The sequence below is a fragment of the Variovorax sp. GW821-FHT06D12 genome (assembly GCF_059419205.1).
Genome location: NZ_JBWKRI010000007.1, coordinates 277,353 through 298,629, shown reverse-complemented (window position 1 = coordinate 298,629; position 21,277 = coordinate 277,353). Strand labels below are relative to the sequence as shown.

The window sequence follows — 21,277 nt, the reverse complement described above, 5'->3', positions numbered from 1 at the left end:
GTGGGTACTTCAGGCCAGCCAACGCTTGCGGCGTTTGTAGCTCTTCACATCACGGAAGCTCTTGCGGTCCGCGCCGCCCACGCCGAGGTAGAACTCCTTCACGTCCTCGTTCTCGCGCAGGCTCTTGGCCTCGCCGTCCATCACGATGCGGCCGTTCTCCAGGATGTAGCCGTAGTCGGCGTAGCGCAGCGCCATGTTGGTGTTCTGCTCGGCCAGCAGGAAGGTCACTTTTTCCTTGGTGTTCAGGTCTTTGACGATCTCGAACACCTCTTCCACGATCTGCGGCGCCAGGCCCATCGAGGGCTCGTCCAGCAGCACCATGGTCGGGTTGGCCATCAGCGCGCGGCCGATGGCGCACATCTGCTGCTCGCCGCCCGAGGTGTAGGCCGCCTGCGAGGTGCGGCGCGTCTTCAGGCGCGGGAAATACGCGTAGACCTTCTCCAGCGTCTCCTGCACCGAGGCCTTGCCGTCGGTGCGCGTGTAGGCGCCGGTCATCAGGTTCTCTTCGATGGTCAGGTGGGCGAAGCAGTGGCGGCCTTCCATCACCTGGATCAGCCCGCGCTTGACCAGCTCGGCCGGCGACAGCGCCTCGATGCGCTCGCCGCGCAGCTCGATGGTGCCCTTGGTCACGGCGCCGCGTTCGCCCGCGAGCAGGTTGCTCACGGCGCGCAGCGTGGTCGTCTTGCCGGCGCCATTGCCGCCGAGCAGCGCCACGATGCCGCTTTCGGGCACGGTCAGCGACACGCCCTTGAGCACGAGGATCACGTGGTTGTAGATGACCTCGATGCCGTTGACGTTGAGAAGGATCTTGGGTTCGCTCATGGTGTGGTCCGAAGCATTCGAAAGAACAACGACGCTGTTCTTTCAGATACCCGCTTGACCCACCGCCCTTCGGGGAACACCGCGGAACCGGCTTTGCCGGGCCGCTGGTGTTGCCCCCTGCAAGGGGGTGGGAGAAGCGACACGAAGTGCGCGCAGCCTGGGGGTTAGCTCAAGACTGGCAATCCGCGGCTTCGCGGCGGGTGAGCTTCTTCTCGCCGGCGTACTTGTCGGCAGCCGCCTTCACCATCGGCTTGATGATCTGGCTGTCGGCCTCGTACCAGTCGGACATGCCGCCCCACTTGGCGCCGTCCCAGGTGTGCACGCGCGCCCAGGTCGAGCCCATGTGGTCCTGGCACGAGGTGCTCACCGGACGCATCACGCCCGAGAAGCCCAGCGCGTCCAGCTTCTTCTGGTCGAGTGCGAGGTTTTCCATGCCCCAGCGCACCTGCTCGCCGGTCATGACCTTGCCCTTGCCGAAGCGCTCCTGCGCACGCCGCACGGCCTCGATGGTCAGCATCTGGATGATCACGCCGCGCGTGTAGAGCACCGAGCCCACTTCGTCCTTCGGACCCGTGCCCTGGCCCTTGTCGTGCACCTGCTTGAGGATGTCCTGGATCACCTTGGGCTGCGTGCCCGAGGTGTTCAGCGCCAGCGCGTTGTAGCCCTTGGCGTTGGCACCCACGTCCTTCACGTCGGGTTCGGCGCCGGCCCACCACACGCCGTACATCTTCTCGCGCGGGTAGCCCGTGGCCACGGCTTCCTTCAGGGCGGTGGAGTTCATCACGCCCCAGCCCCACAGCAGCACGAAGTCGGGACGCGACTGGCGCACCTGCAGCCAGGCCGACTTCTGTTCCACGCCGGGTGCGGTCACGGGAATGAGCGACAGCTCGAAGCCGTTCTGCTTGGCGCGCTCCTGCAGCAGCGGAATCGGCTCCTTGCCGAACGGCGAGTCGTGGTACACGAGGGCGATCTTCTTGCCCTTGAGCTTGTCCATGCCGCCTTCTTTTTTGCCGATGTGCTGGATCAGGATGTCGGCCGCGGTCCAGTAGGAGCCCATGAGCGGGAAGTTCCACTTGAACACGCCGCCGTCCTGCGAGGCCGACAGGCCGTAGCCCAGCGTGATGAGCGGGATCTTGTCGGTGGGCACCTTGTCGGTCAGCGCGAAGGTGATGCCGGTGGCCTGCGGGTCGAACAGCGTCACGCCCGGGCGGCCCTTCAGGCGCTCGTAGCATTCCACGCCCTTGTCGGTGGCGTAGCCGGTTTCGCATTCCTCGTACGTGATCTTCACGCCGTTGATGCCGCCGGTGGCGTTGATGTACTTGATGTAGTCCTGCTTGCCGTTGGCCCAGGGCGTGCCGTTGGGCGCGTAGGGGCCGGTGCGGTACACCAGCAGCGGGAAGAACTGTTCCTTGGCCTGGGCCTGCGCGAGCGAAGGCGCGAAGGCCGCGCCGAGGGTGCTGGCCACCAGGGCGGCGGTCAGAGCGAGCGATTTCAGTGTCATGCCTGTCTCCTTTTGTGGGCACCTCGGTGCCGGGTTTTTACGAACGAACAACAACGAACCAGAACCTGTCAGTGCGGGAAGGGCCACAGCCGCAGCTTTTCCTTGGCCGTGGACCACAGCCGCGCCAGGCCGTGGGGCTCGACGATCAGGAAGAACACGATCAGCGCGCCGAAGATCATGGTCTCCAGGTGCGAGGCCAGCGCGGTCGAGATCGAGAAGCCCAGCCACCCCGGCAACTGGTTCAGGAAGAGCGGCAGCAGCACGATGAAGGCGGCGCCGAAGAAGCTGCCCATGATCGAGCCGAGCCCGCCGATGATCACCATGAACAGCAGCTGGAACGAACGGTCGATGCTGAACGCCGCCGGCTCCCAAGCGCCCAGGTGAATGAAGCCCCACAGCGCGCCGGCCACGCCGACGATGAAGCTGCTCACCGCGAAGGCCGTGAGCTTGGCGTACACCGGGCGGATGCCGATCACCGCGGCGGCCACGTCCATGTCGCGCATCGCCATCCATTCGCGGCCGATGGCGCTGCGCACCAGGTTCTTGGCGAGCAGTGCGAACACCACCACGAAGATCAGGCAGAACAGATACTTCTGCACTGGCGACTCGATCGGCACGCCGAACACGTTCAGCCCTGCCACGCTCACCGAGCCCGACGACGAGTTGTTGGTGAACCACTGGATGCGCAGGAACGCCCAGTCGGTGAAGAACTGCGCGGCCAGCGTGGCCACCGCCAGGTACAGGCCCTTGATGCGCAGGCTCGGAATGCCGAACAACACGCCGATCACCGTGGCGCACAGCCCACCCAGCAGCAGCGAGGCGATGAGCGGCATGCCGTCGATGCGCACCTGGAAGTTGTAGGCCGCGTACGCGCCCACCGCCATGAAAGCGCCGGTGCCCAGCGAGATCTGGCCGCAGTAGCCGACCAGGATGTTCAGGCCGAGCGCCGCCAGCGACAGGATCAGGAAGGGCGTGAGGATGGCGCGCATCCAGTAGTCGGACACGCCCATCGGCACCACGACGAATGCCACGAGCAGCAGCACCAGGATCGCCAGGCGGTCCTGCGCGATCGGGAAGATCTGTTGGTCGGCGCGGTAGCTCGACTTGAACTGGCCGTTTTCTCTGTAGAACATTCTCAGACCCGATCGATGATCTTTTCGCCGAACAGACCCTGCGGACGAACCAGCAGGAAGACCAGCGCGAGGACATAGGCAAACCAGATCTCGATGCCGCCACCGAGCATGGGGCCGAGATAGATTTCAGACAGCTTCTCGCCGACACCGATCAACAGGCCGCCGATGATGGCGCCGGGGATCGAGGTCAGCCCGCCGAGGATCACCACCGGCAGCGCCTTCAGCGCCACCAGCGAGAGCGAGAACTGCACACCGAGCTTGGAGCCCCAGATGATCCCGGCCACCAGTGCCGAGAAACCGGCCACCGACCACACGATCACCCAGATGCGCGACAGCGGAATGCCGATCGATTGCGCGGCCTGGTGGTCGTCGGCCACCGCGCGCAGCGCACGGCCCGTGGCCGTCTTCTGGAAGAAGATCGCCAGCACCACCACCAGCGCGGCGGACACCAGCGCGGCGATCAGGTCTTCCTGGCTCAGCAGCAGCCCGCCCTGGAAGGTGCCTTCGAGCACCATCAGCGGTTCCTTGGGCATGCCCACGTCGATCTTGTAGATGTCGTTGCCGAAGATCGTCTGGCCCACGCCGTCCAGGAAGTAGGCGATGCCCAGCGTGGCCATCAGGAGCGTGATGCCCTCCTGGTTCACCAGCTTGCTCAGCGCCAGCCGTTCGATGAGCCAGGCCACCACGATCATCACGGCCATGGCCGCGATGAAGGCCAGGATGTTCGCGAGGATCTGGCTCTGGAAGCCGAACCACTGCGGGAACCACTCGGCGAAGCGCGCCATGGCCAGCGCCGCGAACAGCACCATCGCGCCCTGCGCGAAGTTGAAGACGCCCGAGGCCTTGTAGATCAGCACGAAGCCGATCGCGATCAGCGAATACAGCATGCCGACCATGAGGCCGCCGAAAAGGGTTTCGAGGAAAAATCCCATGGTCAATGCTCCACGCCGAGGTATGCCCGGATCACGTCTTCGTTGTTCCGAACTTCATCCGGCGTGCCGTCGCCGATCTTCTTGCCGTAGTCCAGCACCACCACGCGGTCGGAGATGTCCATCACCACGCCCATGTCGTGCTCGATGAGCACGATGGTCGCGCCGAACTCGTCGTTCACGTCGAGGATGAAGCGGCTCATGTCCTGCTTCTCTTCGACGTTCATGCCGGCCATGGGTTCGTCCAGCAGCAGCACCTGCGGCTCCATCGCCAGCGCGCGGCCGAGGTCGACGCGCTTTTGCAGGCCGTAGGGCAGGCGGCCCACCGGCGTCTTGCGGTGCGCCTGGATTTCCAGGAAGTCGATGATGTGCTCGACGAACTCGCGGTGCTGCAGCTCTTCGCGTTCGGCCGGGCCCCAGCGCAGCGCCTGTGCGAACAGGCCGCTCTTCATCTTGAGGTTGCGCCCGGTCATGATGTTGTCGAGCACGCTCATGCCCTTGAACAGCGCCAGGTTCTGGAAGGTGCGCGCCACGCCCATCTCGGCCACCTGGCGCGAGTTCATGTGCTTGAAGGTCTGGCCGCGGAAGGTGATGGAGCCCTGCTGCGGCCAGTACACGCCGTTGATGCAGTTCAGCATCGAGCTCTTGCCCGCGCCGTTGGGGCCGATGATGGCCCGCACCTCGTGCTCGCGCACGTTGAAGCTGATGTCGGTCAGCGCCTTCACGCCGCCGAAGCTCAGGCTGATGTTCTGGACGTCGAGGATGACGTCGCCAATTTTCCGATTGCTCATGCGGCGGCCTTCACGATGGGGAAGGTCTTGGCGTCGTTGATCTTCAGCGTGGCGCTGACAACCCCCGTGCGTCCGTCCTCGAACTTGACCTGGGTCTCGATGTACTGCGCGGTCTTGCCGCCATAGAGCGCATCGACCAGCACGGCGTATTTCTCGGCGATGAAGCCGCGGCGCACCTTGCGCGTGCGGGTCAGCTCGTCGTCGTCGGGGTCGAGCTCCTTGTGCAGCACGAGGAAGCGCGCGATCTGCGTCTCGCCCATGCCGTCCTCGGCCGCGAGGTCGGCGTTGACCTTGGCGATGCACTCGGCCACCAGCGTCAGCACCTCGGGCTTGCCGGCCAGGTCCACATAGCCGCCGTAGGCCAGGCCGCGGCGCTCGGCCCAGTTGCCGACCGCCTCGAAGTCGATGTTGATGAAGGCGCAGACCTCGTCGCGGCCGTTGCCGAAGCACACGGCCTCCTTGATCTGCGGGAAGAACTTGAGCTTGTTCTCGATGTAGTTGGGCGCAAAGATCGCGCCGCCCACGAGCCGGCCCACGTCCTTGGCGCGGTCGATGATGCGCAGATGGCCTTCGCTGTCGAGCACGCCGGCGTCGCCGGTGTGGAAGTAGCCGTTGGCGTCGAGCACCTCGGCAGTGGCGTCGGGGCGCTTGTAGTACTCCTTGAGCACCGACACGCCGCGCACCAGCACCTCGCCGTCGTCGGCGATCTTCAGCTCGATGCCCGGCGCGGCCGTGCCCACGGTCTGCAGCTTGACCTTGCCGTCCTGCTGCAGGCACACGTAGGCGCAGGTCTCGGTCTGGCCGTAGAACTGCTTGAGGTTCACGCCGATCGAGCGGTAGAAGCGGAACAGGTCGGGCCCGATGGCCGCGCCGGCCGTGTAGGCCACGCGGATGCGGCTCATGCCCAGCACGTTGCGCAGCGGGCCGTAGATGAGCAGGTTGCCCAGGCTGTACATGAAGCGGTCGCCGGTGCTCACGGGCGCGCCGTTCAGGATGTCGGCGCCCACGCGCTGTGCCAGCGCCATGAACTTCGCGTACAGCCAGCGCTTGGGCGCGGCCGCGTCTTCCATGCGGATCGACACGGCCGTGAGCAGGCCTTCGAAGGTGCGCGGCGGGCCGAAGTAGTAGCTCGGGCCGATCTCGCGCATGTCGTTCATCACCGTCTCGGCCGACTCGGGGCAGTTGAGCGTGAAGCCGCCCACCAGCCACTGCGCCACCGAGAACAGGTGGTCGCCCACCCACGCCATCGGCAGGTAGCTCATGATGTTGTCGCCGGGGCCGAGCTTGTCGGTCTCGACGCCGCCGCGGCCCGCCGCGATGAAGCTGGCGTGCGTCTGGCACACGCCCTTGGGACGGCCGGTGGTGCCCGAGGTGTAGAGGATCACGCCGACGTCGGTGGCCTCGCCGCTGGCCACGGCGCGGTCGTAGTAGCCGGCGTTGGCCTTGTCGAAGGCCCGGCCCAGCTCGCGCAGCTGCTCGTAGCTCATGAGCCCCGGCTGCTCGTAGTGGCGCAGGCCCTTGGGGTCGTCGTAGATGATGTGGCGGATGCCCTGCTGCTGGCCCTCCTGGCCTTGCTGCAGCTCGCGGCACTCGAGCAGCTTGTCGACCTGCTCCTGGTCTTCGACGATGACGAACTCGATGCTCGCGTCGTTCAGCATGAAGACCATCTCGCTCGCGACCGCGTCCTGGTACAGCGGCACGGGCACGCCGCGCAGGCTTTGCGCGGCGAGCACCGCCATGTACAGGTGCGGCCGGTTGGCACCGACGATCGCAAGGTTGTCGAAGGCCTTGAAGCCAAGGCTTGCCAGACCGCAGGCCATCTCGCGCACTTCCTGCGCCACGGCGTTCCAGGTCCAGGTTTGCCAGATGCCAAGGTCTTTTTCGCGCACGGCGGGAGCCTCGGGACGGGCCTCGGCATGCGCGAGCAGCAGACGGGGGAAGGTGGGGGCGGTGGTTTGCACAGTGGCCGGATCGTAGGTCCCACTTTGACGCCCGGTTGTCGTTCCAACGACAATCCTAGGGACACTACTCCCCGGAGTTTCCCGATGCCTCCTGGCAACCTCAACCCACAGAACGTGCTCGGCGGTTCCATCAAGGACCGTGTGCGCCCTGCCAATGCCGCTGAACTCGACGGTATTCCGTGGCTGCCCACGCTCACGCCCGCCGAGCGCCGCCGCGCCGAGGCCACGCTCGTGGTGGGCGAGGCCGAGCCCGGCGACCTCGTGTGTCGCGTCGGGCGTTCGCCCACCTACTGGTTCGGCGTGGTCGAGGGCCTGCTGAAGATGAGCAACGACAACGCCGACGGTGGCTCGGTCACCTACACCGGCGTGCCGCCCGGCGGCTGGTTCGGCGAGGGCACGGTGATGAAGCGCGAGCCCTACCGCTACAACATCCAGGCGCTGCGCCGCAGCCTCGTGGCGGGGCTGCCGATCGAGAGCTTCCACTGGCTGCTGGACCACTCCATCGGCTTCAACCGCTTCGTGATGAACCAGCTCAACGAGCGGCTGGGCCAGTTCATCGCGGCGCTGGAGATCGACCGCCTGAACAACCCCGACGCGCGCGTGGCGCGCAACCTGGTGTCGCTGTTCAACCCGGTGCTGTACCCCGGCGTGGGCGAGGTCTTGCGCATCACGCAGCAGGAACTGGCGTACCTTGTCGGCCTGTCGCGCCAGCGCGTGAACGAGGCGCTCAATGCGCTGTCGGCGCAGGGGCTGATCCGCGTGGAGTACGGTGGCCTGCGCGTGCTCGATCTGCCGGGCCTGCGCGCCACCGCGATGTCCAGTCGCAAGAACAACAGCACTTCGAACTGAAAGAAGAAAAGACCATGGCCCTTTCCGACCACCTGCAGATCGTGCCCGCCGACGCCCAGGCGAGCTTTCTGCCGCCGCAGCAGCAACAGGCCACGCAGGCCCGCAACGAGGAAGACGACGGCCCGACGCTCGAAGAAGCGATCGACCGCGCCGAGGCCTTGGGCGAACAGATCGACGCGCTCAACGAGATCCTGGCGCGCCCGCTCAAGGACATCCTCGCCGACCGCGAGAAGTCGGAAGAAGCCGCGCTGGCCTGGGACCGCTTCGGCGCGATGTGGATGCTGTCGCAGCGCGCCATGCGCCGCGTCGCGCTCGACCTGGCGGCGCAGCTCGGCGTGAGCGAGGAAGAGGTCGTGGCGCGTGCCATGGCGAACGCCAATGCGGTGCTCAACGGCGCGGACGAAGTCGACCTCGGCGGTTCCATCGCACCGGCGCAGCTGCAGCACATCGCCCGCCACCGCAACTTCCTGCGCGCCCAGTTCCGTACCGGCTGACGCGCGCGGCCTTTCGATATCCCTTAGCCTTGCGGCCTTCTTCTGCCTCCACACCACCATGACCACCTCCGCCTCTTCCCACCTCACCGTCATCACCGGCGCCTCGCGCGGCCTGGGCCGTGCCATGGCCGAACAGCTGCTGCAGGCCGGCCACACGGTGCTCGGCATCGCGCGCAAGTCCTCGCCCGAACTGGCCGAAGCCCCCAAGGCGACCGGCGCTGAACTGACGCAATGGGAGCAGGACCTGTCCGACCCGGTCGCCGCCGCGGCGCGCCTGTCGGACTGGCTGCGCACGCTGGACGGCCAGCGCTTCGACAGCGTCACGCTCATCAACAACGCCGGCACCGTCGGCAACCCCGCGCCGCTGTCGCGCGCCGTGCCGGCCGAACTGGCCCAGGCGCTGCGCATCGGGCTCGAGGCGCCGATGCTGCTCACGGCTGCTTTTCTCGGTGCCACGCGCGAATGGCGCGGCGCGCGCAAGGTGCTGAACATCTCGTCGGGCCTGGGCCGCAACGCCCTGGGCAGTCAGGCGCCGTACTGCGCGGCCAAGGCCGGCATGGACCATTTCTCGCGCGCCGTGGCGCTCGAAGAGGTGCATGCACCGAACGGCGCGCGCATCGTGTCGCTGGCGCCCGGCATCATCGACACCGACATGCAGGTGCAGCTGCGCGGCGCTTCGGCCGAACAGTTCCCGGACCGCACGCGCTTCGTGAGCATGAAGGAAGAAGGCCGGCTCGACAGCCCCCAGAGCGCGGCGGCCAAGGTGCTCGCCTACCTGGCGCGCGCGGACTTCGGCAGCAACCCCGTGGCCGACGTGCGCGACCCGGCCTGAACGCGACGACAGAAGCACATCATGGCCACCGCAAAGTCCATCGACACCGTCGAATACAAGCTCTTCCCGTCGCCGAGGAACGTGCACCGCATCGTCTTCGAGCACCAGGTGTTCGTGCCGTACCCGTATGCGCTGATCGTGATGGACGAGTTCTATTTCAAGGGCCGCTACAGCCTGTTCTCGGCCTGCCGCATGAGCGACGGAAAGATGGGGCAGGTGGCGACGTTCGAGGATGCGGCGGACGTCGAGATCTTCAATACGAAGTTCGTGCCTGACTGAGCTCGCCCCCAGGCTTCGCGCACTTCGTGTCGCTTCGCCAACCCCCTACCGGGGGCAACACCAGCGGCCCGGCAAAGCCGATTCCGCGGTGTTCCTGGTATGAAAACCAGTCTTACTCGATCGTCGCGCCTGAGGCCTGAACGATCCCCTTCCACTTCTCGTAGTCGGTCTTCAGCAGCGCGCCGAACTGCTCCGGCGTCATGCTCTGCGGCTCCGCGCCCTGGGCAATGATGGCCGCCTTCATTTCAGGCGTGGCCAGCAGCTTGTTGACTGCCGCATTCAGCGTGGTGACGATGTCCTTGGGCGTGCCGGCCGGCACGAAGACGCCGTACCAGGTGCTCACGTCGAAGTCCTTGTAGCCCAGCTCGGCCACGGTGGGCGTGTCGGGCAGCGAGGTGCTGCGCTTGGCGGAGGTGACGGCCAGCGGGCGCAGCTTGCCGGCCTTGATCTGCGCCATGGCCGAAGGCACCGACGACACCATCAGGTCGACGTTGCCCGCGAGCACGTCCATCATGGCCGCGTTGGAGCCCTTGTAGGGCACGTGGCGCATCTTGATCTTGGCGGCGCCGTTGAAGATCTCGCCGGCCAGGTGGATGGTGGTGCCGTTGCCGGGCGAGCCGTAGGTGATGGTGTCGGGCGCGGCGCGCGCGGCCTTCACCACGTCGTCGAGCGTCTTGAACTTGGAGTTGGCCTGCGTGACGATCACCACGGGCGTGTAGGCCACGTGGGCCACGGCCGTGAGGTCCTTCACCGGGTTGTAGCTCAGGCTCTTGTAGAGCCAGGGCGCGACGACCATGTTGTCCTTCTGGCCCATCACGATGTCGTAGCCCGTGGGCGTGGCGCGCGCGGCCTCGGCGATGCCGATGGTGCCGCCGGCGCCCGCGCGGTTGTCGGGCACCACGGTCCAGTGGTTGGCCTCGGTGAGCTTCTGCGCGACCAGGCGCGCCAGGATGTCGGTGCCGCCGCCGGGCGGGAAGGGCACGACCATGCGGATGGGCTTGGCGGGGTAGGCGGCGGTCTGGGCTTGGGCCGGGGCGGTGGCCGCCACGGCGGTGAAGGCCAGCGCGAAGGCCAGCGGACGGAGGAAGTTCGATGGGGTCATGGGGTGCATTGTCTCGTTCTGGGGGCAAGGGGGATGCAGTCTGCCGGAAGTGCCGATGCAGGGTTTTCGCGGTTCGCGATGGCCCTCGTCTCGGCTGGAGGGGGCAGAACGCGGGGCGGTGCGTACTTTCGGACGCCTTGACACCGCCCATCGCGCGTCGAATACTCCACCAAATGGTTGAGTATTTCTGGCTCGCCCGGCGCTCGGCGGCTTCCGGGCGCCCATCCTCTTTGCGGGAGGCTCCCATGCTCGGACACATCAATGCAGTGGCCAACCTGGCGGTGAAAGACCTCGCCGTGGCCCGACGCTTCTACGAAGACACGCTCGGCCTGGCGCAGGTCGATGCCGAAGGCGACGAGGTCATCGTCTACCGCAGCGGCAACACGCGGCTCAACGTCTACCGCTCGGCCTTCGCGGGCACCAACCAGGCCACGGCCGTGACCTGGTCGGTCGACGGCGACATCGAGCGCCTCGTGGCCGCGCTCAAGGCCAAGGGCGTGCGCTTCGAGCACTACGACATGCCCGGCACCACGCTCGCGGGCGACATCCACGTCATGGGCGACATGAAGGTCGCGTGGTTCAAGGACCCGGACGGGAACATCCTGAACCTCATCAACGTCTGAGCAACCCCTGTCCATCCGGCATCCCCCGTTTGGGGGAAGCCAAGGGCGACGCACTGCGGACAATCCCTCCTGCCATGCACCGGCCTGGCATGGAGGAGTTCCCACATGCGCGCACCGTCGCCCGAGCAGCCAGCGTCTGAACCACCCGAGCGCGTCGCGGTCATCGCCATCCACGGCGTGGCCGACCAGAAGGCCGGCGACACGGCCCGCGCCATCGCCTCGCTGATGCTCAACCACCCCGGCGAGGGCGCCACCTACCGCCAGGCCGACTGCGACAGCCACCTGCTGCCGGTGCCGCCGCTGACCTCGATGGTGCAGCAGCGCACCGGGCATCAGGACAAGAACGAGAAGGCCGCCACGGAAGGCGCTGCCGCGCAGAAGGCCTACGTGCCGCCCGTGCGCAAGGCGATGCGGCAGTCGAAGACGTCCGACTTCAGCGCCGACGACTGGATCTCGACCGCCGAGGCCGACGACGCGGGCGTGGTGCGTGCCGCCAAGGGGCGCGGGCCGCTCACGCCGCGCGAGCTGAAGCGGAGCAACCCCGACATCGCCTTCAGCGACTACCTGCTGTTCAAGTCGCAGCGCGCCGAGCCCGACCACGAGGCCTACGAGGCCACGCGCGTGCGCATGACGCGCGACGCCACCGATGCCCACGGGCAGCCGGTGCAGCAGCGCATCGATGTGCACGAGATGTACTGGGCCGACCTGTCGCGCCTGCCGGGTTCGGTGGCGCGCATCGTCGCCGAGCTCTTCACCATCGTGTTCCGCCTCTCGCAGCTGGGCCGCGACGCGGTGGACCGGGCCGCCGAAGCGGCTGGTGTGAACAAGAAGCCCAGACCTTCGGGCGCGCGGCGCTGGGCCTGCCTGGCGAAGCTGCAGACCGCGCTCGACTGGGCCTTTGCGAACCTTCTGGCGAACCTCTTCCTGCAGCTGCTGCTGGTCGGGCTGGTGATCGCGGGGCTTGGCGGGTTGGCGCGGGTCGAGCCCGCGCCCCATGCGTTGTCGCTCACCGAACTGCTGCGCCGGGTGCTGGCCGTGGCGGTGCCGGTGCTGGCGATCTGGTGGTACTGCTACCAGGCGCGCACAAAGGCCTCCTCGCGGATCGTGGTGGGCCTGTACGCGCTGCTGGCGGGCTGGTTCCTGTGGGCGCTGGTGCCCGCGCACTGGGTGGTCGGCGTGGCCTGGCTGGCGCTGCTCGCCGCGTTGGCCGACCGCGCCCTGCGCATCGCGCGCGACCGCTTTCCGGCGGCGCGCACCTGGGGGCTGGGGCTGATGGCGCTGACCGCGGCGGCGCTGCTGGTGCACGTGGCGATCAACGCCTCGGCCGCCGGCGCCACGGACGACCTGCGCCACTGGGTGCGCGCCGGCATGCGGGTGGTCGAGTACCTGCTGCTGGGCGTCGTGGCCTGGTGGGGCGTGGCCGGCGTGCTGCTCATCGCCTGGCTGCTCGCCGGGGAGACGGTGCCCGACCGCGACGCGGCCGCGCGCGCCAGCATCGCCACGGGGCGGCTCGGGCTGTTCGTGTCGCTGGCGGCGTTCGTGGCACTGACGATGGTGGCCTGGGCCGTGCTGACCAATCTGGTGGAGTTGGGTGCACGGGGCGTTTCTTATGCGCCGTTCTGGTTTTCCAAGGACATGTGCTGGGGCGACGGTGCGAACTTTCTGCACGACCGCTATGAACGGAGCACGCAGGCCTTCGCCTTGACGGCCGGCCTCACGCTGTCGCTGCTGGCCTACCTGGTGGCGGTGCTGGTGCCCAGCCTGTTCGCCGAGCTCAAGGTGGCCTTCGGCACCTCGCAGGGCCTGGGCCGCTGGCTCGGCGCGGGCTACCGGCGGCTGGACCGCTTCGTCGCCGTGCTGACCAGCGCCAGCGTGGTGGTCGCCTTCGCGGTGGCCCTGTTGCTGGTGCTCAAGCAGTGCAATGTCTCGGTCGGCGGGTGGATCGACGATGCGGTGATCTGGGTGTCGGCGCTGTCGCAAAGCGGGCTCAAGCCGCTGATCTTCACCGCTGCCACGCTGGCCGCCTCCGTCTCGCTGCTCGGCGGTTTTCTCACGCGCACCGTGCCGGGCCTGCGCATGCCGCTCGACGTGGCGCTGGACGTCGACGGCCACTTCCGCGAGTTCCCGCGCCGCGCCATCCCGCGCGCGCGCATCTTCTCGCGCTACGTGTCGCTGCTGGAGCACGTGGCGGCGCAAGGCTACGACCGCATCGTGATCGTGGCCCACAGCCAGGGCACGGTGATCTCGACCGAGCTGCTGCGCTACCTGCAGTTCCGCGCCGCGCAGCAGGTCGATGCGCGGGTGACCGACCTCTGGGCGGCGCTCAACAAGAGCCGCCTCCTGCTGCTCACCGCCGGCTGCCCGCTGCGCCAGTTGTATGCGGCGCGCTTTCCGCACCTCTACGGCTGGGTGACGGCGGAAGACGCGAACGGCGGCGGGCCGAGCGCGGCCCAGGTCGGCGTGGCCCGCTGGGTCAACCTCTACACGGCGGGTGACTACGTCGGGCGCTGGCTCTGGGGCGAGGACGACAAGCCCTACGAACAGGTGACGACGCCGCCGGCCTGGTGCGTCGCGGCCGAGCACGAGGCCTGCCTCGGCCTGGGCGCCCACACCCATTACTTCGACCTTGACCAGGCGCACGTGGCGCGCTGGATCGACTGGATGGTGACGGCGCGCCCATGAAAAAGCCGGCCCACAGGCCGGCTTTTTCTTCATGCCGAAAGCGCGGGCTTCAGCCGAAGTTCTTCGCCGCGAAGTCCCAGTTGGCCAGCTTGGCCAGGAAGGTCTCGACGAACTTCGGGCGCAGGTTGCGGTAGTCGATGTAGTACGCGTGTTCCCACACGTCCACCGTCAGCAGCGCGGTGTCGGCGGTGGTCAGCGGCGTGCCGGCGGCTCCGGTGTTCACGATGTCCACCGAGCCGTCGGCCTTCTTCACCAGCCACGTCCAGCCCGAGCCGAAGTTGCCCACGGCCGACTTCACGAAGGCTTCCTTGAAGGCGTCGTAGCTGCCCCACTTGGCATCGATGGCCTTGGCCAGCGCGCCGGTGGGGGCGCCGCCGCCTTGGGGCTTCATGCAGTTCCAGAAGAAGGTGTGGTTCCAGATCTGGGCGGCATTGTTGTAGATGCCGCCGCTGGACTTCTTGACGATCTCTTCGAGCGTCATCGCTTCGAACTCGGTGCCCTTTTGCAGGTTGTTCAGGTTCACCACGTAGGCGTTGTGGTGCTTGCCGTGGTGGTACTCGAGCGTTTCCTTCGAATACTCGGGGGCCAGTGCGTCGATGGCGTACGGCAGCGGGGGAAGGGTGTGTTCCATGGTGGAGCCTTTCTTTCTAGTTGGTGGATAAAGACAAAAGAGGGTGCCTCAGGCGCGGGCCTTGGGCACGATGCGGTAGGCGCAGCGCCGCGCGCCCGCGAGCACGTGCTCGACACGGCTCACGTCGGCCTCGGGCCCCAGCACCTCGTCGAAGAGCTGCAGCTCGCTGCGGCAAAAGCCGGTGCAGGCCTGCGCCGCGGTGCAGATGGGGCAGTGGTTCTCGATGAAGAGAAAGCCCTCGCCCTCGGCCCGGTACTCGGCCATGTAGCCCTCGCGGCTGCGGATGTCCGCGAGCCGTTCGAGCCGCGTCTCGAGGTTGCGCGCACCGCGCATGGCCTCGGTGTAGGTGGCGCGCATGGTGGCTTCGCGCGCGCCGATGAGCTGGTCCATGCCCTTTTCGCCGAACACGCTGATCACGGCGCTGATCATCTGCACCGTCATCTCGGCGTGCGTGTCGGGAAAGCGCCGGTGGCCCTCGCCGGTGAGCCGCCAGATCTGGGTCGGACGGCCGCGCCCGCTGGAGCGGCTCTCGGCGTCCACCAGCCCTTCGGTCTCGAGCTTGGACATCTGCTGGCGCACCGCCTCGACCGTCACGTGCAGCACCTTGGCGATGTCGGGGATGCCGAGCGCGCCGCGGGTCTTCAGCGTGGAGAGGATGCGGTCTGCCGGCTGGTGCGGCATCCAGGTGGGCTTGGTGGCATCGGGGGCGGACATGGCGGCTTCGGTCGTGGGGGGAGAAAACAGCGTCATTGTCAGGTGGTTGGCCCTCCCTTCGCATCTGTGGGCGCTTGCCACCCCCCACCGAGCGCTTTGTAAAGCGCGACGAGGCTGGTGAACGAGGCGGTTTCGGCCTCGGCCACGGCATCCTGCGCGCGCAGCAGGGTGCGCTGCGCGTCGAGCACGCTCAGGTAGGGCGCGGCGCCTTCGCGGTAGCGCACCTCGGCCAGCTCGGCGGCACGGCCGCTGCGGGCCGAGGCCTCCAGCAGCCGCTGCAGGCGCAGCTGGTTCTGGCCGTAGCCGGTGAGGGCGCTTTCGACGTCCTCGATGGCGCGCAGCACGGTCTGTTCGTAGACGGCGCGCTCGCCCTCGGCACGCGCCTCGGCGCCGCGCAGGCGGGCCTTGACCGAGCCCAGCCGCAGCGCAGGCCAGCTCACGCCGGGCGTGACGCTGAAGGCGCGGCTCGACGAACTGCCCAGGTCGGCACCGCGCAGCGCGATGAAGCCCAGGAAGCCGCCGATGTCGACGCGCGGGTACAGCTCGGCCGTGGCCGCGCCCACGTCGGCCGTGCTGGCGGCCAGGCCGCGCTCGGCGCGCAGCACGTCGGGCCGGCGGCGCAGCAGATCGCCCAGGTCGCCGATGGGCAGGCGCTTGTCGAGCACGCGCAGCGGGTGCGGCTGCAGCATCGGCGCCAGCTCGGCCGGGCGCAGGCCCGCCAGCACGGCGACGCGGTGCGCGGCCTGGCGGCGCGTGGTCTCGAGCGCGGGCAGCTGGCTCTCGGTGCTGGCCAGGTTGGCCTGCGCGCTGGCCAGGTCGCCTTCGAGGCCGCGCCCGGTGCGCACCTGCGCCTCGGTCACGCGCAGGCTCTGGCGCAGGCTCTCGAGGGTGCGCTGCGTCACGGCCAGGCGCTGCTCGGCGCCGCGCATCTCGTAGTAGTTGCGCGCCAGTTCGGCCACGGCCACGATGCGCACCTGTTCGAGGTCGGCCGCACTGGCCTGGGCGCGCGCGGTGGCGGCTTCGTCCAACCGTTGCAGGCGGCCGAACAGGTCGATCTCCCAGCCGGCGTCGAAGCCCGCGCGGCTGCTTTGCGCCAGCGTGCGCGCATCGGCCGGCACGCCGTTGCCCTGCGCGATGCTGCGCGTCTTGCTGGCGCCCAGCGTCACCACGGGCAGGCGGTCGAGCTCGGCCTCGGTCTGCATCGCACGCGCTTCCAGCAGCCGCGCGTGGGCGATGCGGATGTCGTGGTTGCCGGCCAGTGCGCGTTCGATGAGCGCGTCGAGCTGCGGATCGTCGAGCTGGCGCCACCAGTCGCGTTGCACCGCGTCGGGCGCGAACAGCGCGCGCTCGGGGGCGGCGATGGCCACCGGCGCATCGGTCGGCGCGGCGTACTTCGGCCCGACCGCGCAACCGGCCAGCACCAGCAGGCTGAGGGCGAACGGTGCGGCGTAGGAGAAGGGTCTTCTTGTCGTCATGGTCATGCTCCCGGTGTCTCAGACGGTGTCGCCGGCAGGCTCGCGCGCCACGAGCGCCTCGAGTTCGGCGGCGCGCTGCGAGCGCCCCACCGTGCGGTGGTCGCGCGCCAGCAGCGTGTACATGGTGGGCAGCACGAACAGCGTGAACAGCGTGCCCACCAGCATGCCGACCACGATCACCAGGCCGATGCTGAAGCGGCTGTTGGCGCCCGCGCCGCTGGCGAACAAGAGCGGCACCAGGCCCACCACCATCGCGGCCGTGGTCATCAGGATCGGGCGCAGCCGGATGCGCGCGGCCTGCTCGATGGCGGCGCGGCGCTCCAGGTTCAGGCGCTCCTGGATCTCGTTGGCGAACTCCACCATCAGGATGCCGTGCTTGCTGATGAGCCCGATGAGCGTCACCAGTCCGATCTGCGTGTAGATGTTGATGGTGGCAAAGCCCAGCGCCAGCGGCACCAGCGCGCCGCAGATCGACATCGGCACGCTGACCAGAATGATCAGCGGGTCGCGCAGGCTTTCGTACTGCGCGGCCAGCACCAGGTAGATCACCACGATCGCGAACACGAAGGCCATCACCAGCGCCGAGCCTTCCTGCGTGAACTGGCGCGCGTCCGACTGCCAGTCGTAGCTGAAGCCGGCCGGCAGCTTCTTGGCCTCTTCGCTGAGGAACGCCACGGCGTCGCCCATGGTCACGCCCGGCATCGGAATGGCCTGGAAGGTCGCGGCGTTGAGCTGGTTGAACTGCGTGAGCTTGTTGGGGCCCACGCTGGTCGACAGCTGCACCAGGTTGGTCAGCGGCACGGGCTGGCCGCTCGCGCTCTTCACGAAGTAGCGCGCGAGCGCCTCGGCCGTGAGCCGCTGGTCGCGCGGCGACTGCGGAATCACGTCGTACGAGCGGCCGTCCATGCCGAAGCGGTTGACGTAGTTCTCGCCCACCAGCACGGCCAGCGTGTCGCCGATGGCCTTCATGGTCACGCCCATGCTGTTGGCCTTGGCGCGGTCCACGCGCACCTCGGTCACGGGGTTGTTGAACTCCAGGTCGCTGTCGACCACGGCGAACTTGCCGCTCTCGCGTGCCGCCTTCTTCAGCGTTTCCATCGCCTCGAACACGCTGCGGTGGTCGCCCGCGCTGCGGATCACCATCTGCACCGGAAGCCCACCGGTCGAACCGGGAAGCGACGGCAACTGAAAGGCGAACACGCTGCTGCCCTCGACCTCGTTCATGCCGCCCTGCACGTCGCCCTGGATCTGGTCGGCGTTGCGCTGGCGAGCGTTCCAGTCGGACAGCTGCACACCGCCGATGCTGTTGGACACGCCGTCCGAGCCGTTGATGAGCCAGCGACCGGTGTTCTCGGGCAGCTTGGCCAGCACCTCGTCCCACTTCTGGCCGAACTTCTCGACGTAGTCGATGTTGGCGTGCTGCGGCGACTTGATGACGGTCATCACCATCGCCTGGTCTTCGCCGGGCGCCAACTCGCGCTGCGCCGCGTTGTACAAAAAGGGCAGGCTCACGAGCACGGCCGCCGCCAGCAGGCCCGTGACCCAGCGGTGGTGCAGCGACACGTCGAGCAGCCGTCCGTAGGCCGTGGCCAGCTTGTGGAAGAAGGCCTCGGCATAGCGCGCCATGCGGCCCGCCGTGGCATCTTGCGGCAGCAGGAACGAGCTCATCACCGGCGACAGCGTGAGCGCGATCACGCCCGACACCACCACCGCGCCCGCCAGCGTGAAGGCGAACTCCTTGAACAGCGAGCCCGTGAGCCCGCCCATGAGGCCGATGGGCGCGTACACCGCGGCCAGCGTGAGCGTCATCGCGATCACCGGGCCGGCCACTTCGCGTGCGCCGATCAGTGCGGCCTGCACGCGCGACTTGCCTTCCTCGATGTGGCGGTGCACGTTCTCCACCACCACGATGGCGTCGTCCACCACCAGGCCGATGGCCAGCACCATCGCCAGCAGCGTGAGCAGGTTGATGCTGAAGCCGAACAGCAGCATCAACGCCGCCGCGCCCAGCATCGACAGTGGAATCGTCACCACCGGGATGAGCACCGCGCGCAGCGAGCCCAGGCACAGGAAGATCACCAGCACCACGATGGCGATGGCTTCGAGCAGCGTCTTCTGCACCTCGTCGATCGAGGCCTCGATGAAGCGCGCGAGCTCGAAGGGCAGCTGCACCTCCACGCCCGGCGGCAGGTTCTGCTTGATGCCGGGCAGCAGGTCGCGGATGCGCTTCACGATCACCAGCGGGTTGCCGTTGGGCGCGGCCTGCAGGCCGAGGTAGATGGCCTTGTCGCCGTCCATCGTCGCGCTGCTGTCGGCGCTCGCGGCGCCCAGTTCCACCGTGGCCACGTCGCCCAGGCGCACGATGGCGTCGCTTCCACCGTCGGTCTGGCGCTTGATGACCATGTCGCGGAACTCCGCCACGTTCACCAGGTCGGTGTTCACGCGGATGTTCGACACCACGTACAGGCCCTTCACCTGCCCGGGGGCGGCCTGCACGTTGTTCTGGCGCAGCGCGTCGGCCAGCTCGCCGGCCGAGATGCCGCGCGCGGCCATGCGGTTGGCGTCCAGCCACACGCGCATCGCCAGCGTCTGCCCGCCCGACACCTCGACGCCCGAGACGCCCTCGATCGACGCGAACTGCGGCTGCACCACGCGCGAGAGGTAGTCGGTGAGCTGCGGCACGGGCATGGTCTTGCTCGAGAAGCCCACGTAGGCGACGGCCGTGGCCTCGCCCGACGACTTGAGGATCACCGGGTCGAAAGCCTCGGCCGGCAGCCGGTACTTCACCTGACTGACCTGCGCCATCGCCTGCGTCAGCGCCTGGTTGGCGTCGGCGTTGAGCTTCATGCGCACGCTGATCACGCTGCGGCCCAGCGTGGACGACGACGACAGGTAGTCGACGTTCTCGATCGTCGCCACCGCCTGCGCGATCGGCTGCGTGACGAAGCCCTGCATCAGCTCCGGCGAGGCGCCGGGGTACTGCGTGGTGATGGTGAGCGTGGTGCTCTCTGTGAGCGGGTACTGGCGCACCGGCAGGTCGCCCAGCGCACGCGCGCCGAGCAGCAGGATGAGCGTGCTCACCACCAGCGCCAGCACGGGCCGGCGCACGAAGAGATCGGTGAACTTCATGACTTCGATTCCTGCAGGGCCAGCGTGTCCTTCGCGGCCGGGGCCACGGCGGCGCCGTTGTACAGGCGCAGCTGGCCCGAGGTGACGACCTGCTCGCCGGCCTTCAGTCCCTGCTCGACGACGACCAGCCCGTCTTGTCGTTCGCCGGTCTTCACGAACACCTGCTGCACCGAGAAGCCGTCGCCCTTGTCGCCAGCGCGCACCACGAACACCGAGTCGCCGTGCGTGCTGTAGGTGATGGCGGTTTCAGGCACCGCGATGGCGTCGGCGCGCGCGGGCAGCGCCACCTTGGCGTTGACGTACATGCCGGGCGTGAGCGCGCCGTCGGCGTTGTCGACCGTGGCCTGCAGCCGCACGGTGCGCGTGTCGCTGCCGATCATGGGTTCGATGGCGCTGAGCTTCGCGGGGAACACGCGGCCCGGGTAGGCGTCGACCGCGAGCGCCACCGCCTGGTTGCGCCGCAGCGCCGGCAGCGCGTTCTCGGGCAGCGTGAGGTTGGCGAACAGCGTGCGCGCATCGGTGAGCGACACCAGCGCATCGCCGGCACGCACGAACTGGCCGAGGTTGACCTTGCGGATGCCCAGCACGCCGTCGAACGGCGCCTTGATGTGCTTCTGCTCGATGAGCGCCTGCACGCGCCGCAGCTCGCCGCTGGCCTGGTCGAAGGCGGCCTGCGCCTGTTCCATCTGCTCCTGCGTGGCGGCCTGCTGCGGCAGCAGGCGGCGCGTGCGTTCGAGCAGGGCCCTGGCATTGGCCTGCTGGGCGCGCAGCCGCTCGAGGTCGCCCTGCTCGGGCGCGTCGTTCAGCTGCACCAGCAGCTGGCCGGCGCGCACCTGCGCGCCCGGCGTGAACAGGATCTTCGCGACCCGTCCCTCCACCTCGGCCGGCACCTCGACCTGCCGGTTGGCCTCCAGCGTGCCGATGCCGCCGAGAAAGCGCGCCATCTCGGTCTGCCGCGCGGGGGCCACCGCCACCTTGGCCGGCGGCATGGCGCCGCCCTGTGCATGGGCCGGCTGGAACTTCGCCACGAGCCCGTAGCCCGCCGCGCCCAGCACCGCGACCGTGAGACCGGCGCCGAGCCAGGTCCTGGATTGTTTGTTCATACGCAACCTGCTTTTTTATCAAAGAGAGTGCTTTGATTATTAGATCGCGTCCGAACGCTGTCGAGAAAGACGTGGCAATGGCCCCGATAGGGCAGGGCTATCTTTGGCGTCGCGTGCATGGTGGGTGCTCCGGGTGGTTGCGCGGGGACATCCCCGCACCCCGAAGACGGGCAGCGCGTCGCTTTTGTGACGCGGCGGCCGCGTGCAATCGCCGTACGGCCGCCGGG

The 21,277-nt window shown here is 68.1% G+C and carries 18 protein-coding genes; 6 read left to right on the top strand and 12 right to left on the bottom strand.

Annotated features, from left to right (window positions below; all coding sequences use genetic code 11):
- Window positions 1–9: 9 nt before the first annotated feature.
- The 6 genes from AC07SQ_RS22640 to AC07SQ_RS22615 form a co-directional block, all read right to left on the bottom strand.
- The gene (locus AC07SQ_RS22640; protein ID WP_062473897.1) at window positions 10–822 is read right to left on the bottom strand and encodes an ABC transporter ATP-binding protein; all 813 of its coding nucleotides are present in this window, start codon (window positions 820–822) and stop codon (window positions 10–12) included.
- 169 nt (window positions 823–991) lie between these two features.
- Window positions 992–2,323, bottom strand: coding sequence for an ABC transporter substrate-binding protein (locus AC07SQ_RS22635; protein WP_062473894.1), 1,332 nt, complete (start codon window positions 2,321–2,323; stop codon window positions 992–994).
- A gap of 68 nt (window positions 2,324–2,391) precedes the next feature.
- Entirely contained in the window at window positions 2,392–3,456 is a 1,065-nt protein-coding gene (locus AC07SQ_RS22630; protein ID WP_062473892.1) for a branched-chain amino acid ABC transporter permease, read from the bottom strand.
- Between the two features lie 2 nt (window positions 3,457–3,458).
- Window positions 3,459–4,388 carry a branched-chain amino acid ABC transporter permease gene (locus tag AC07SQ_RS22625; protein WP_070062998.1) on the bottom strand — a complete coding sequence of 310 codons (930 nt, stop codon included), beginning with the start codon at window positions 4,386–4,388 and terminating at the stop codon, window positions 3,459–3,461.
- A gap of 2 nt (window positions 4,389–4,390) precedes the next feature.
- A complete protein-coding gene (locus tag AC07SQ_RS22620) occupies window positions 4,391–5,176 on the bottom strand; it encodes an ABC transporter ATP-binding protein (protein WP_062473888.1) in 786 nt (261 codons plus the stop codon).
- Window positions 5,173–7,137 carry an AMP-dependent synthetase/ligase gene (locus AC07SQ_RS22615; protein ID WP_495272884.1) on the bottom strand — a complete coding sequence of 655 codons (1,965 nt, stop codon included), beginning with the start codon at window positions 7,135–7,137 and terminating at the stop codon, window positions 5,173–5,175. The genes AC07SQ_RS22620 and AC07SQ_RS22615 overlap by 4 nt, the downstream gene beginning before the upstream one ends.
- Before the next feature lie 84 nt (window positions 7,138–7,221).
- On the opposite strand from AC07SQ_RS22615, the gene AC07SQ_RS22610 reads away from it, so the two are divergent.
- The 4 genes from AC07SQ_RS22610 to AC07SQ_RS22595 are packed head-to-tail and all read left to right on the top strand — an operon-like array spanning window position 7,222 to window position 9,591.
- A complete protein-coding gene (locus tag AC07SQ_RS22610) occupies window positions 7,222–7,986 on the top strand; it encodes a Crp/Fnr family transcriptional regulator (RefSeq protein WP_062473884.1) in 765 nt (254 codons plus the stop codon).
- A gap of 14 nt (window positions 7,987–8,000) precedes the next feature.
- On the top strand, window positions 8,001–8,480 hold the full coding sequence (locus AC07SQ_RS22605; protein WP_062473882.1) for a hypothetical protein: 480 nt from the start codon (window positions 8,001–8,003) through the stop codon (window positions 8,478–8,480).
- A gap of 58 nt (window positions 8,481–8,538) precedes the next feature.
- Complete coding sequence (locus tag AC07SQ_RS22600) at window positions 8,539–9,312, top strand: SDR family NAD(P)-dependent oxidoreductase (RefSeq protein ID WP_495272883.1); 774 nt, start codon at window positions 8,539–8,541, stop codon at window positions 9,310–9,312.
- A 21-nt stretch (window positions 9,313–9,333) separates the two neighbouring features.
- Window positions 9,334–9,591 carry a hypothetical protein gene (locus AC07SQ_RS22595; protein ID WP_153281681.1) on the top strand — a complete coding sequence of 86 codons (258 nt, stop codon included), beginning with the start codon at window positions 9,334–9,336 and terminating at the stop codon, window positions 9,589–9,591.
- Window positions 9,592–9,703: 112 nt separating this feature from the next.
- Here AC07SQ_RS22595 and AC07SQ_RS22590 read toward each other — a convergent pair whose 3' ends face one another.
- On the bottom strand, window positions 9,704–10,693 hold the full coding sequence (locus AC07SQ_RS22590) for a Bug family tripartite tricarboxylate transporter substrate binding protein (protein WP_495272882.1): 990 nt from the start codon (window positions 10,691–10,693) through the stop codon (window positions 9,704–9,706).
- 245 nt (window positions 10,694–10,938) lie between these two features.
- Here AC07SQ_RS22590 and AC07SQ_RS22585 point away from each other — a divergent pair, with 245 nt between their 5' ends.
- Both AC07SQ_RS22585 and AC07SQ_RS22580 read left to right on the top strand, forming a co-directional pair.
- Window positions 10,939–11,316, top strand: coding sequence for a VOC family protein (locus AC07SQ_RS22585; protein WP_492683392.1), 378 nt, complete (start codon window positions 10,939–10,941; stop codon window positions 11,314–11,316).
- 105 nt (window positions 11,317–11,421) lie between these two features.
- Entirely contained in the window at window positions 11,422–13,998 is a 2,577-nt protein-coding gene (locus AC07SQ_RS22580; protein WP_495272881.1) for a hypothetical protein, read from the top strand.
- Window positions 13,999–14,047: 49 nt separating this feature from the next.
- On the opposite strand, the gene AC07SQ_RS22575 is transcribed toward AC07SQ_RS22580, so the two are convergent.
- The 5 genes from AC07SQ_RS22575 to AC07SQ_RS22555 are packed head-to-tail and all read right to left on the bottom strand — an operon-like array spanning window position 14,048 to window position 21,050.
- Complete coding sequence (locus tag AC07SQ_RS22575) at window positions 14,048–14,629, bottom strand: superoxide dismutase (protein WP_307581983.1); 582 nt, start codon at window positions 14,627–14,629, stop codon at window positions 14,048–14,050.
- 48 nt (window positions 14,630–14,677) lie between these two features.
- Window positions 14,678–15,343 (bottom strand): helix-turn-helix transcriptional regulator, encoded by a 666-nt coding sequence (locus tag AC07SQ_RS22570; protein WP_495272880.1) that lies wholly within the window; start codon window positions 15,341–15,343, stop codon window positions 14,678–14,680.
- Window positions 15,344–15,381: 38 nt separating this feature from the next.
- On the bottom strand, window positions 15,382–16,824 hold the full coding sequence (locus AC07SQ_RS22565) for an efflux transporter outer membrane subunit (RefSeq protein ID WP_495272879.1): 1,443 nt from the start codon (window positions 16,822–16,824) through the stop codon (window positions 15,382–15,384).
- Between the two features lie 12 nt (window positions 16,825–16,836).
- The gene (locus AC07SQ_RS22560) at window positions 16,837–19,947 is read right to left on the bottom strand and encodes a MexW/MexI family multidrug efflux RND transporter permease subunit (RefSeq protein WP_495272878.1); all 3,111 of its coding nucleotides are present in this window, start codon (window positions 19,945–19,947) and stop codon (window positions 16,837–16,839) included.
- Window positions 19,944–21,050: an efflux RND transporter periplasmic adaptor subunit gene (locus AC07SQ_RS22555; RefSeq protein ID WP_495272877.1), complete on the bottom strand. Its 1,107-nt coding sequence runs from the start codon at window positions 21,048–21,050 to the stop codon at window positions 19,944–19,946. Before AC07SQ_RS22555 ends, AC07SQ_RS22560 begins: the two co-directional genes overlap by 4 nt.
- Window positions 21,051–21,277 lie beyond the last annotated feature (227 nt).